The sequence below is a fragment of the Bacteroides caecimuris genome (assembly GCF_001688725.2).
GTDB lineage: Bacteria > Bacteroidota > Bacteroidia > Bacteroidales > Bacteroidaceae > Bacteroides > Bacteroides caecimuris.
The window spans coordinates 1,532,599-1,547,136 of record NZ_CP015401.2 but is presented as its reverse complement, the minus strand read 5'-3'; the positions used below and the strand labels follow the sequence as shown (position 1 = coordinate 1,547,136).

The 14,538-nt window shown below is 39.6% G+C and carries 6 protein-coding genes; all 6 read right to left on the bottom strand.

The window, feature by feature from the left end; genetic code table 11:
• Positions 1 to 22 precede the first annotated feature (22 nt).
• The 6 genes from A4V03_RS06535 to A4V03_RS06510 are packed head-to-tail and all read right to left on the bottom strand — an operon-like array spanning position 23 to position 14,524.
• On the bottom strand, positions 23 to 736 hold the full coding sequence (locus tag A4V03_RS06535; protein WP_065538334.1) for a hypothetical protein: 714 nt from the start codon (positions 734 to 736) through the stop codon (positions 23 to 25).
• Positions 733 to 5,460 carry an efflux RND transporter permease subunit gene (locus A4V03_RS06530; protein WP_065538333.1) on the bottom strand — a complete coding sequence of 1,576 codons (4,728 nt, stop codon included), beginning with the start codon at positions 5,458 to 5,460 and terminating at the stop codon, positions 733 to 735. Before A4V03_RS06530 ends, A4V03_RS06535 begins: the two co-directional genes overlap by 4 nt.
• Before the next feature lie 17 nt (positions 5,461 to 5,477).
• Positions 5,478 to 8,576: an efflux RND transporter permease subunit gene (locus A4V03_RS06525; protein ID WP_065538332.1), complete on the bottom strand. Its 3,099-nt coding sequence runs from the start codon at positions 8,574 to 8,576 to the stop codon at positions 5,478 to 5,480.
• A 48-nt stretch (positions 8,577 to 8,624) separates the two neighbouring features.
• The gene (locus A4V03_RS06520) at positions 8,625 to 9,686 is read right to left on the bottom strand and encodes an efflux RND transporter periplasmic adaptor subunit (protein ID WP_065540319.1); all 1,062 of its coding nucleotides are present in this window, start codon (positions 9,684 to 9,686) and stop codon (positions 8,625 to 8,627) included.
• Positions 9,687 to 9,693: 7 nt separating this feature from the next.
• Positions 9,694 to 11,190 (bottom strand): TolC family protein, encoded by a 1,497-nt coding sequence (locus A4V03_RS06515; protein WP_065538331.1) that lies wholly within the window; start codon positions 11,188 to 11,190, stop codon positions 9,694 to 9,696.
• A gap of 19 nt (positions 11,191 to 11,209) precedes the next feature.
• On the bottom strand, positions 11,210 to 14,524 hold the full coding sequence (locus A4V03_RS06510; RefSeq protein WP_065538330.1) for a golvesin C-terminal-like domain-containing protein: 3,315 nt from the start codon (positions 14,522 to 14,524) through the stop codon (positions 11,210 to 11,212).
• Positions 14,525 to 14,538: the final 14 nt, after the last annotated feature.

The window sequence follows — 14,538 nt, the reverse complement described above, 5'->3', positions numbered from 1 at the left end:
GATCTATAATTTAAACTTTATGTCATACGAATTTCTCTCGCTTTTGCAGATTAAGTAAACCGATCATCATCCAGATTAGACTGGCAGAAAAAAGGAAGATACGATTTTTGATAAGGATTCCTTCCCAAATCATCGGATGAAAATTGTCAGGTACGCGAAATGGATTCAACAGAATATTCCAAAAAGAATGTTCGATACTATTCATATTACTAAAAAACATCAATGCAATACCGATAACAATCACAAGTACTGCCGTTCCGTTTCCACTCCGGGTAATAGTAGAAAACATAAAGGTCATACTACCAAAAAAGAGAACCGGAAACATTAACTGCAAAGACATCTCAAGAGGATTGATCGGATAAAGCAGTAAGATAGCGATGTATGAGAAAATGATTAAAATAGCAAAAACAGCTATATAAATCATGAGTAACCGTACTCCCCAAACCTTATACCTATAGTTGGGAATACCAAAAAGGATCTCCAAAATCCGGCTGTCTTCATCGTTCTGAATACCGAAAACAGCCGGATAAAATATCAGCAATAAACACGGAAACATTAAGATATTATAGATAAGCCCTTCATTGATCTCTGCCCGGTTCCATGCATTCTGAAACATAAAAAAAGCAAAGAATCCAAATGCCGCCAACAGGAACCAAAAGAACTTTCCGGCAAAAATAATCTTCAAATTATATTTCACCAACTTGGGCAATAGCTTTATTAATTGATTAAATGTCATATCTTTTTTTTCTTATCATTCATATTTTTCAACAAGCAGAGATAAGCATCTTCCAGATTGGCCTCCACCTCCTCGGCTCCATCATACGGCTGTTCAACAGAAAGATAGCGGACACGAATAGTGTCACCCTGCTGAATATGATGTATTACCAAAGACTTATCCAACACCTTTTCAAACTCCGTCTTATCTATATTAAATTGCCATACTTTTCCATTAGCCATTTCCACCATATCCGCAGGATCACCGAAATATTTCAATTCACCCTTATTTATGACCACCACTTGATTACAAGAGCTGGATATATCTTCAATGATATGAGTGGAGAAAATGACCACACGATCCTTACTCAATTCTACCAACAGATTACGAAAACGAATACGCTCACGGGGATCGAGTCCTGCAGTAGGCTCATCTACTACCAGAATACGTGGTAAGTGAAGCAAAATCAATGCAATACCGATTCTTTGTTTCATACCTCCTGAGAAAGAGCCGATATTTTCATCTTTTCGCTCGTACATGTGTACTGCTTTCAAAACATACTCCAACCTTTCTTTTCGTATATTTTCATTTATCAGACCTTTTAGTATAGCCTGATAATCAAGAAATTCCCATGATGTCATATTCTCATAAGTTCCAAATTCCTGTGGCAGGAATCCTATCAGGCTTTGCAGTTCTTCCCTATAGACACGGGTATCCATTCCATTTATCCAGATACTGCCGTAACTTTGCTCAAATATACCACATATAATACGCATCAAAGTAGATTTTCCAGCTCCATTGGGTCCCAAGAGTCCGAACATACCTGTCTGAATCTCAAATGATACTCCACGTAATGCTTTAAAAGGCTTACGTTGTTTCCCAATCAAAGGAACACTCTTCACCATACGGAAATAGGAACGGCGAAGTCCGGCAAATCGCCCGGTGACACGCTCAATATTTATATGATGGTCATATAAATATTGAGAGGTGACATAGATAGCAATACCCATAAACCATAGTAATGCGATCATGATAACCAAGCCGTTATTATCCATCTTCTTGAATAACTCGAACAAGATTACAGGAGGAAGTCCCCAGAATATCACACGGTTTATTATCTTCACTCTTCTACTGTTTTCGTAACGATAATACAAGTAAGAACGTATCTTTCTCCACAGATACAGAACCGAAGCATAAATAGCAAATGAAAACAAGAATATCCAAAGCCTGTCCTGAATAAAAAAATAAGTGAAATAAATACCGAATAGCAATATGCCGAACTGCCACAACACATTAACAAAATCCTTCAGAGAATGATATTCATTACTCAATCCCAACCGTTTACGTATTTGCAAACCGCTATACCACTGTCGGCTGATGCGCCCTGGCCAGTCGTATATTTTAACCAGATTCCTAACAGATATATGTATATCTTCATCCGGATCTATCACTTTCGATTTTGCCCTTCTAAGGCTAGTCTGTGCAAAATAAGTCAGTCCCGGTATACCTGCAATAAGTGCAACAAGATAAATTGATTGCCAAAGTATTCCTTCAGCATATAACCAAATACCGATGACACCGAACACGAAAAGAATAAAATGGAAGAACCATAACTTACGAGACAACGAACGATACCACTGAAGCACATTTTCTAATCCCAGACAAACTGTAGGAATTAAAATCAACGTTAATAAAGCAGAGAAGAGAAGCCCACCAATCATTGTAATAGCAAAAGGAGCACCAATAGCTCCAGCATACTCCGTATCTCCCATAGCCAACGGAAGCATAGCAGCAATGGTCGTTATTGAAGTAATCAAAATCGGACGAATACGTGACATACCGGCAACCATTAATGCCCGGTTCCGTCGATATCCCCTTTTACGTAAAATGTTGGCATAGTCTATCAAAATAATTCCGTTATTGACAACTACCCCTAACAAAATCAAAAATCCGGTCAGCGTATTTGCATTCATCAAGCTATTGCCCGAAAGTAACAACGCCAATAAAGAGCCGATAGCAGCCAACGGAATCGTAAAGAGCAATACAAAAGGAGTTACCACAGACTCGAATACAGAAGCAAGTATCATAAAAATCAAGATGAAAGCTGCTAGAATAAGAAATTTGAAATCCCCAAACTGATCTTCTTCATGGAATACTTGTAAAGCAACACCGGATGGGAGATTATAACCGGCAATCAGCTGGTCTATATCAGAACGATAACTATCCAACAACTCTTTCGAGGATTGCACATCTCTTGAGAAATTATAATATACTTCGAGCTGTTTATCCTGATTGACACGTATGATCCGCGAACGTCCACGACCATAATTAATAGATGCTATATCTTCCAGATTGTGCATCCCTCCTTTCTCATTTTCTATCCGAATAGCACGCAGGTCGTCTACCGTTTTCTCTTTATGCGCTTTCTCCTGTATTTCTTCTTCCGTCTCTTCTTCCCGAATTTCATCGCGGATGATAATGTCATATTTATCTTCTCCTACTTTAAAAGTCACTTCCGAAGAATACTCATTATTGAGCGCTGTTAATCCAGAGGTAATATTAGCACGATTGATGTCATAAGTAGTCAATAAAACCGGATCAAAATTCAGATTTATTTCCGCTTGACGAGGAGTATACGAGACATGAGTGTGTTGTACAAATTCCTGCTCATTCAACAAATAGCGTATTTCCTCTGCTACCATCTGCATCATTTCGAAATCGGCTCCTCTGACTACTACTCGTTCTCTATTATCACCGATACCCAATAAACGCATAAAACCTCCGAGGCTGCTCAAAGCTGAATTCTCCTGCCCTCCTCCCATAGCATAGGAGACATAGATTTCCGCTCCATTGATATTAGAAACCTTGGATTGTACATCTGATTTAATATCTGCTATTTTCCGTTTGCCTATCTTCTGATAATCTTTTTGCAAAATAAGGGTAATAGTTGCCTCTTTCTCCCGAACACGGCAGATCAAGTCTTTCTTTTCAGGAAAATCTGTCAGACGTTCTTCCAGCACTTTGACTATCTTGTCTGTATTCTCAAGGGTACTTCCGGTAGGCATCACAACACTTATATTAAATCGGTCCGAATCAACCGCTTTCATCTGCTGTACATTCAAGGTCAGCGACAATATCAAAGTTACAAAAAGCAAAATCACCGCTCCGAATATAGTAACTCCCGGATTACGCATACAAGTCTTTAGCAAAACCAGATAAATCTGTATCGGACGTTGAATGATAGAGACCTTCTCATAAACAACACTTCTCCCTTTCTTCTTTTTCAGAATAACATAAGTGACCATCGGAATGAAAAGTAAAGCCACAAACAAAGAGATGGTCAATGTGGATATAATAGATACCCCGATATGATGTCCGACCAGTTTAATCAGAAAATTATCAGAAAAAACAAATGGCAAAAATACAGTGACCGTGGTCAGCGTAGCTGCCACAATGGAACGCCACACCTCTTTAGTCCCCTGAGTAACCGAACGTTCGGGTGTACAACCGCTCCCGGATAAACGATAAATATTCTCAAGCACCACGACACTATTATCCAGCAACATCCCGATAGCAAGTGCCATCCCAACTAATGTAAGACTATTGATAGTAATACCGGAAGCATAGAAGAAATTGAAAGCTGTATAGACTGAAATCGGAATTGAAAGTGCGATAAAGAATACCAACCGCATATTTTTCAGAAAGAACCAGAGGATAAGAACAGCCAACAGCCCACCCACCAATGCCAGGTTAATGATCTGATTAATATTATTCTCCATGGTTTCAGCTTTATTCTCTTGAGTAACAATTTCCAGATCAAGTGGCACCAGTTTTTCATTCAGCTTGTCAATCGCATCAGAGACACGATGAGAAAGTTCAATCAAATTGGCCTGCGAATCATTTATCAATGCTACAGAGACAGCCTCCTTTCCATTAACACGACTATAAGTAGTTTCATCTTTCAAATCAAAAAATACAGTCGCCACATCTTTCAACAGAACAGGTCCGGGAGCCACCACTATATTTTCCAAGTCAGATACTTTGGTATACATCGCATTGACATGGACAAAATTCTTACTGTCCGGTTCATTGGCAAAACCGACAAATGTTTTTTCCTGTGTGTTCTGTGAAAGCAGATTGCTTATCTTGGACGGTGTAAGGTTCAGTGCCTTACACGCTTCCGGATTAAGACGTATTTCAATCGCTTTTTGCCGTCCTCCATATATATTGACAGACGCTACACCGTCTATGTTCTCCAGATCGGGAAGAATATAATCCTCCACTAGATTCCTGATGCGGTCTGTTCTTCCCAGACCACGTACCTGAAGTACCATAAAGTTATTGTTCATCTGCGCAATGTCGACTTTCTGCACCTGCACGGTAAAACCAGTAGGAAAAGAAGCTGCCACTTCATTTACCTTTTCCTGCAATTTAAGAGAGACCATCTTAAAGTTGATATTCTTCTTAAAATCAATTTGTATGCTCGACTGTCTCCTGTCTATATAAGATTGCAATTTGTCTACTCCACCAATTGTATTGACCGCTCCTTCAAGTGGAATAATCACTTCCGACTCTACATACGAAGGATCCATATCCTGCTGTGATGACACTTGGATAAACAGTACCGGAAGCTCTGCATTAGGTAACAACTCTACCGGAAGCTGTTTATAGGACATATAGCCCAAAAGGCTAAGGGCTATAAACAGCATACAAATTGTAATTCTCTTATTTAGTAAAAAATTCATCTTCAACCTTTTTTAGTTCAATGATTGATACGCCTTTTCATTTTTTCAAGGACATAGTATACACATGGGATAACCATCAAACTCATCAAAGTAGAAGTTATCAATCCTCCAATAACGGCAATGGCCATCGGCGAACGAAGAGAAGCACCTTCACCAAAACCGAATGTCATCGGAAACATAGCCAGAATCGTTGTCAATGTGGTCATGATGATAGGACGGATACGTTGTTGTCCTGCTTCTACAATAGCATCAGTCAGTTCCATTCCTGCCTGACTAAGCTGGTTGATACGGTCTACCAAAATAATAGAATTGTTAACAGCAATACCTCCCAACATCACGATGCCGATAACTCCCATCATATTAATGGTTGTTCCGGTAATAAAGAAAAGCAGGACAGCACCTACCACCGCCAACGGAATAGTCAGTAGAATGGTAAAAGGGTGCAACAATGATTCAAACTGTGAAGCCATTACCATATAAACAAGTACAACAGAGAGTAACAAAGCAAACAACAAACTGTGCATAGATTCCTGCCTTTTTTCCTCTTCTCCGGTCACTGTGATATGATAATTAGCAGGTAAATCAATATCCTTAACCGCCAGACGTACTTCCGCAGCCATTTTATCAAGAGATTTTCCAGCATCCATGTTAGCCATTATTTTACTTATACGACTCTGATTACGGCGTAAAATTTCTTTAGGTGCCTGTCCATAAGTAATAGTAGCAATCTCATGCAACAGAAATTCCTGAGCACCGCTTCTAATGACAAGTGCTCCAAGGGATCCCAGCGATATATCCGGCACTTTTATCACAATATCACGCATCTCGCCACGATATTCCATTTTACCAACCTCTTTGCCACTTAATTGCTGTTTTAACTGTTCAATTACCGTAGCGACACTCAAATTATTTATACCGGCTATGGTACGATCTATCGAAATCACCACTTCCGGAGCACCGTCTTCTATGGAGGTAACGACATCATACAATCCTTCAACCCTAAGCATCCGCTCTTTTACCTCTTCAGTAATCTGCGCTACCTCGTCCAGTTCCTCCCCTTTCACTTCTACAACGATTGGTGCCCCTTCGCTTCCTAAAAGCGAACTCAAAGAGTTTTCGTCCTGCCGTATAGACAGTTCCAGACCGTCGGGATTCTTTGCCTCTTCAATAAACTGGGCAATAACTCTTTCGGGCGAAAGAATACATTCGGGCGAAAGAATAACTTTCATCATCGCAGTATTCTCTCCTTCAAATATAGCATTTACCGAACCGCTTCCTTCTCCGATATGGCTATACAACGTACACAGAGAATCACCTCCAACAATAGTATACAATAGATCTTCGAGATTGCCGATAGCGGCCGCAGTACGCTCCATTGGCGTACCTTCGGGCATTTTCACAACGGCAGTAAAAACTTTGCTTTCTGCCCGTGGCATGAATTCTGTTCCAATGAATGGAGTCAACAACCCTGTTACAACGAGCAGCAACACCGCCACCCCAATCACCCACCAACGGTGCTGAACCAATTTGCGAAGTATCTTGCTATATCTTGTAATACGAATTGATTTCACCTCTTCCATTTTCACTTTCTTACCGGAGAGTTGAACATACAACATCGGAATCACCAGAATAGCCACAAACAAAGAGGACACAAGTGAGAAAGTTACTGTCCATGCCTGATCCTTAAATAATTCGCCCGAAGCTCCATGCAGATAAACAATCGGGAGAAAAACAACAATAGTCGTCAATGTAGAAGCAATGACCGCATTCGCCACTTCCGCAGTTCCAGTAATAACAGCCTGATGGACACTCATTCCTTTTTCCTGATTCCGAAAAATACTTTCTATGACTACAATAGCATTATCCACCAGCATACCCGCCCCAAGAGCCAATCCACCCAAAGTCATTATATTCAATGTAAGTCCGTTGAAAAACATCAAATTGAAAGTTGCCACAATAGAAATCGGGATAGAAAGACTGACAATCAGCGTTGTTCCCATTCGACGAAGAAAGACAAACAATACGATGATGGCAAGAACAATCCCCAATACAGCACTGCTTTTCACTTCTCCAATGGCATTTTTTATAAATGTTCCCTGATTGGAAATGACCTGAAAATGATAGCCAGGTAAAGCATCCTCTATCACCGCCAACCGTTTACTTACTTCATCTACCACTTTCACTGTATTAAAACGCATTTCCTTGTAAATAGACAAACCGATACTGCGCTTCCCGTTAATACGTACAATATTCTCAGGACGAGCGTTCATAAATTGCACAGTCGCTATTTCTTTCAGGAAGATAGGAGCCTTATTTACATCTATCACTGTTTCTGAAGAACTATTCCCGGAAGTCTCCTGCTGTTGCACCGGTTTATATCCAACGATCAGGTTTTCAAAATCGGCTTCTGTAGAAAACAGGCTCGAACTTTTCACTAGATATTGCAACCCCAACTCGCTTACCCGTCCTCCGGATATACTCTGATTATTAGATTCAATACGTGAAGCAATGTCTTCAATCTTTAATTGGAAAGCACCTAATTTGTAAGGGTCGGTCTGAACAGTAAGAGTAGTCACTTCCTCACCTGAAAGAGTTACATCGGCAACCCCTTCCAGACGAATCAACTCATTACGAATATAACTGTCTGCAATCTTCCGCAGCTCTGCCATATCCGTAATATTCTGATGGGACATACCTATCAGGACAACCGGTGACAGATTCGCATCGTGCTGCGTAATTTTTAATTCAGTAATCTCCTTGTTCTGTGCAAACGGATTCATAGCTTTCTGCAAATCGAGAAAAGCCTCATCCATATCCTTTGTCCAAGTATATTCTACGGTAATTCGTGCCGTCCCCGCTTTAATCACCGAAGAGACTTGCGTAACGTCACTCTGCCGGATGACCATAGATTCCATATTTTTCACAAATTGTTTTTCAATCTCTTCAGGAGGACGTTCTCCCGCCTTCAATTCGATAAACAATCGGGGATTATTCAGATCAGGCAATAAGTCGACACTCAACTGATCGTATGATACCTTTCCCAGTAATAAGAGGGCAAATACAATCATACAAATCGTAACCGGATTGCCTACTGCAAATTTGATTATATTCTTCATAAGTATTTCCTGTTTTCAAAAGATGCGTTTATTCATCACACCAATGATTTACTTTTGAATTTTCACTTTAGCATCTTCTTTCAATGTTTCAAAACCCTTCACTACCAGATTATCATTTACATTAAGCCCGGACACAATTTCAATGTTATATTCATCTTCCAACCCAGTCTCCAAATTACGTATCTTTGCAGTATTCTTTTCAACGATATATACATATTTGCGCCGACGGTTCGATAAAATCACGTCTTTAGGGATAATAATAGAACTATCAGCTCTGTCCACCACAATATCCGCTTTAGCAAACATACCCGGACGCAATTTTAATTGAGTGTTATCAACCAGCACTTTTCCTTTAAAGGTACGTGTCTCCGAACTGATTGCGGGAGATAATTCACTTATTTTCCCCTTCAAAGTATCACCGGGTATGGTATAGTGAGTAATATACACCGGTTGCGCTTCTTTAATATAACGAATACTACTTTCCGGCAGATTGATATCCATATACATTTTGTCATAAGCCATCAGACTTACCATCGTTTTACCTTGTTCCACTCTTATATCATTTGTATAATGCGGCAAATCAACAATCACTCCATCAAACGGAGCTTTTACTTTCATTTTTTCCAGGCTGAGCTGAGCATTTTCGTAATCATAACGGGCATTCGTCACCTTAACTTCCGTGTTCCGCATTTCGCTCATCGTCACTCCTCCTTTTTCATAAAGCGCCTTTTGCTTCGATTGTTCCTGTTCAGCTATTTCAAGACTTAACTGTTTGGCGTCAATAGCAATGCCATTCTCATATTCTCTGTCTTCCAATTGAATAATCAGAGTTCCCTTATTCACCCTGTCACCCATCTTAAAGGGTTTTCCGGTTTTCGGGTTAGTCTGAAGCTTATAAAAGCCATTCATTTCAGCGTTTAAAGACACCCCATAAGTGGGCTGCACCGTTCCTGTTGTATTTATCAATTTACTGATCGACCCTTTCTTCAATTCAACGACAGATACCGGAGTAGCAATGTTATTGGGGGCATTTTGTGGTCTTCCACCACAACTTGTCAATGCTATAATCACTAATAAAGAAGATGCAATTAAAATGTGATACTGTTTCATGGCCTGCTTATTTTTTATCAATTATATCTTTCATCGGAACAATAGGAATATTCTTATCGAAGTCATACAATGAAAGAATTTTAAGATTAAGTAATTCTATTCTGTAGTTGATTAATGCTTGCGTATAAGTGATTTTTTTATTCGAAAGCTGCGTTTGAAACTGACTCATTTCCATACCGGTAATATCACCTTCCCGATAACGTGTCTGGTTCAGATCATAAGTCAATTGGGCATTTTGCACATTTTGTTCGGCTATTTTTATCTGTGTCCGCAGATTTTCGAGATTACGCCATACCTGACGAATATTCAGTTCTATATCCACCTTCTCCTCGTGAAATTCCAGTTCGTTAATCCGTTGCGCCATCTTTTGCGCTTTGATTCGTGCCTTCTTTTCACCCCAATCGAAGATAGGAACAGTAAAACTAATCGAAACGCGTGGATTCTGTGTCGGATTACTAAACATTTGGTTCAAATGACGATTATCTCCCATCAAACCGAATGACAAAGAAACATCCCCTTTAAACTCATTCAACGCTTTCGTTTTAATCATTTCAAATTCAAGCTCCTTACTTTCTATTTCACGTTGACGCAACTCCAAACGTGAACCTAATCCATGTGTGATCGCTTGCTCTAAATCCACCTGAATCGGTTTTATATCAACCTCTGCAAGCACCAGGATTTCCTCATCCAGTCTCATTCCCAGCGTTTGTTTCAATTTATCTTTCGCGTTCTCCATATTAACCAGACTCTCGTCTACCGACGAACGGGCCGTTGCAAGATTCAGCTCTGCCTGAAAAAGCTCATCTTTAGCAGCCAAATCCGCTTCTACCTTGTTTTTTATGATATCATAACTCTGCTGGGCGTTACTTAATTCTTCACGGCTGATTTCCAAATTACTTTGTGCCATATAAACCGCATAAAACTGTTCTGTTATACTTTTTTCTGTATTCAACCGCTGCAAAGCATAACTAATATTGGCATTTTCATAATCATACTCTATTTGCTTCAATTCCATCTTCCGCTTGTTATAAGTGAAAATAGGTTGCGTCAATTGCAGATAGAGATCATTACTGAATGCCCGGTCACTGGTTTTATTGCCCTCCAAAATAGAGTTATTATCTTGCCACCCGAATTTGTTGATTAAAGAAATCGTACCGTCTGTCCACAAAATAGGCTGTTCTATTTGCAAAGTGCCACTGCTATTGAGCGTCTCATTGGTATACCATTGTGACAGACGGTTGTCGAAACGCCTATTTTTGTTATACTCCAACGGATTCAGATTCAACGAGAATCGTGATTTCAATGAAGCCTTCTGTGCAACTAAATTCTGTTGGTACCTCTCCAAATTCATATAAGAACGGCGAAGAGAAGGACTATTCTCCTGCGCAATCTCCATCGCTTTGTCAATCGTTAGGGGTATTTGCCCTCGTGAAGACAAGGTAACCCCCATGACAACAACAATTGTCAGTAGTATTCTTTTTAATAGTAGTAAGTCACTTTGCATATAGTTTACTGTTTTTTAATTAATATCGTTTCACTATTTTTACCGCATCGGCTGTAACAGAGCGCAGCTTACATTCATCTGTCAGAACCACCCGGACAGTATCAGAATCAAAGTAATAGCTACCCAGCTGTTCCCAACCTTCATTGGCTTTTCTTAAATTTATATAAGCATCTTCCGCTCCACCGTCGTACTGTACTTTAAAATGATATTCTCCCTGAAAATTCTTGTTCCATCGGAGTTCGTCATTTTTAAATACATAGTAATACAAGTCGTATTGACCGGCTTCCGGTACAGGAATTTTCCATGTGGCAGTCTGGCTGCCATCCCCACTCTTTATCACAAAAGCCGAGCGAATATATTTTCCATAATATTTACTATTAGTAGTAGCCGTCCACTGTAAAGGGGGACGCCACCAGGATATTCCTGAATATTTGAAAGGTGTCTCCTCGACTTCATCCAGCCACTTAGGCAGAAGCCCCATAATAGGAGGAGCAGACAGAACAAAAAGAGTGGAATCTTCATTATCCACAATAACTTCTCCCGGCAGCTCGAACGACGATTCCGGCAATATATAAATACTGTCTTTAACTATTCTGTTCCGCTCATTCTTAACATTACCTATCTCCTGATTTATCACATTAGGTAGATTGCCGGAAAGCATGGTATTAATTTCAATGTTACGAATTTGGTCTTCCCAAACCGAAACAAGTTCTTTAGTTGTATGGGCGGGCATCTCTATTTTCATTCTGGCTCTGGGATCCTCCAAAGGATCACTCCACCAACCATCCTTACGAATATTCATGTGAATAATCCCTTCGTAATCCGAATTATTGCTTACCAACATTCTTAATACAAAAAGTTCTTCCCCACCTTTGTTGACAATTTTAGTCAATGTAGGTTCTCCCAACGAGTAAAAAGGAAGAGGTGTAGGTTTTTCCCATTCTCCCAACAACGAACGAATATCCGTCCGGCTTATCTTCCCCAATGTATCAAGCATATTCTCAAATTTTATATTCAGGAAGGTATTACGTTTCAACATCGAATACAGTGAATCTCTAAAAGCTTCTACCCCCATATTTATTTCTGACCGGGCAAAAAGGCGGCTTGCTTCCTGCCCGACAATATTATTTTGCAGGTTACGTAATTCGACATCAGCCAATAGTTCTTTAAAGGTACGCGTTTCTAATAACAGAATAGCCTTCTCATTATTACTAATACCATTAATCTGACGTTCCCATCCCTCATTCTCCGATTTCTTCTGCAAATACAATTCAATCACCCGGTTGGCTACCGGCCATTCTGAGGAGAAGATATTATAACGAAAATTATAGATCTGTGGAAAAAGGAAATAAGGATTTGATTCTGATGATAAATTACCCTTTCCTCTATCTGATGAAAAATTATAATCCCCCTCTGTTTGCAAAAACATCCAGGCAAAATTGCTGAATGTACGCATCTGCGCTTCTTTTATACCGATTTCATTCCCATTTCCATATTTTGACCATCGTATGTGATTTTGAACCTGTTTCTTTACATCCAGTTCATCAAACAACGCTCCTTTTTCTGGGAATAAGACCATTTCAGGCTGTATGGTTTCTTGTGCTTGCGACCAGGCACGCTCATAACCGGCAAATTGTATCGGTACTTCTATCAACGAAAACCGTTTGAAAGGATAGTCCAATTTATAATTTCGTGCCAATTGGTCTTTAACATTACGTATCAGTGAAGGAATAGTATCGTGAATAGAATCCAAGGCTGCTGTAAAAAAGTCATGTCCTTTCAGGTGCCAGATGCTATACAAGACACTATCTGCCAATACGCTTTTTTGCTGATAATCTCCAATAACCAGCGATATGGTTTGAGACGGGAAATCCCCTTTAAACGTATAAGTTCCCTGTTCATCCCCCTTACCCTCACCTTGAGAAAGAGGAATCAATCCATCGAGAGGTTTCACCTTCAAATGATAATTACTGAAATAAGTTTGTTGCCAATTCGGGTTTTCATCACTATAACTCGTCCCCGCACGAGGATACCAATATGTTTCAGGAGTAAGCAACAGATAATCCTTCGTCTGGAAACTATACTGCTTATCAATATTGAATAGAAACTTCTTTTTCGAAGCTTGCAATACTTCGGGAGGAATATCCAAATAACAAAACGAATGATCTATCCGCCCGTCATACTTAAATGTCACCGAAGCCGTGTCACCTTTTGCCAGATCCCTACCGAAATCTACTAACACAATTTGCCTGTCACGTTTAAATTGAAGAGATTGTCCGCCTGAATGAACAGAACGTACGGTTAATCCCGGATTCAGGCAGAACGTGAATACGGCAGATGAGTCCAGAGCCTCCCCTCTCATAGTTACTTCAGATAAAAAGTTGTCAGGACGTTGTTCTATCGAAAAATCGTATTGATGAATACACATCTTCGGAGTAGTAACATACTGGTTATTAATACGTGTATATACTGTCCGTATATCGCTCTTATACAATATCGAATGTACGTGCCAATATCCACAGGCAAAACTCAACAGAAGAGCACAAACAGAAAAAAATATCCATGGATAATTACTGCGTGACGAGTGAGGTAGACGCCGGAACAAAAAGATTGTGAAAAAGACAAACGCTAACCCAGCAAAAAAGTAAATAGCCCGGTGGTTTAAAATCACCTCCAAGTTGGAAAAGCCGACAATAGTAGACTTTATTAATGGGAGACTGTAAGCCATATAATCGAAGAGATAGTAAAACTTATCTTCAATATAGAATACAGTCAATCCGATATACCCTAACAATAGGACGAAAGTAAGTGCCTGATTCTTCAACACCAACATCAGAAAGATAGATAAACCGATGATAAAGATTAAAGTAGGTACACTAATCAACAGAAAATAAAGTAGATAAGCCATCCAGTCCACTTCTCCCGATGTCAGATTAAATGCCACAGTAATGCTCATTATAATGAGATTAAGCAACAAGAAGACACGCAGGTTTCCCCAGATCTTTCCAATAACGTATTCGGCATTACTTAACGGACGGACATAAAAGACTTCCGATGTATCTAGTTTTTTATCTCTTTTCAGAAAATCGGAGGCTAGAAAGATAGCAATAACAGCCTGTCCTGTATTCAACAACAACAGGATTAAATAAGGGATATTCGATGGAATAGACGTAGCAATCCAAAAACCGGAAATGTCCTCCGATACAAATAAAAGAAAATTAAAAAGAGTAGTGATGCCTATGGCGAGTACTGTAAATACTCTGAAGAACCAACTTCTTATTAATAACTTACTTTCATATTTTGCAACCGATTGTATATTAGATAAAAAGGTCATATCAGCATATCATG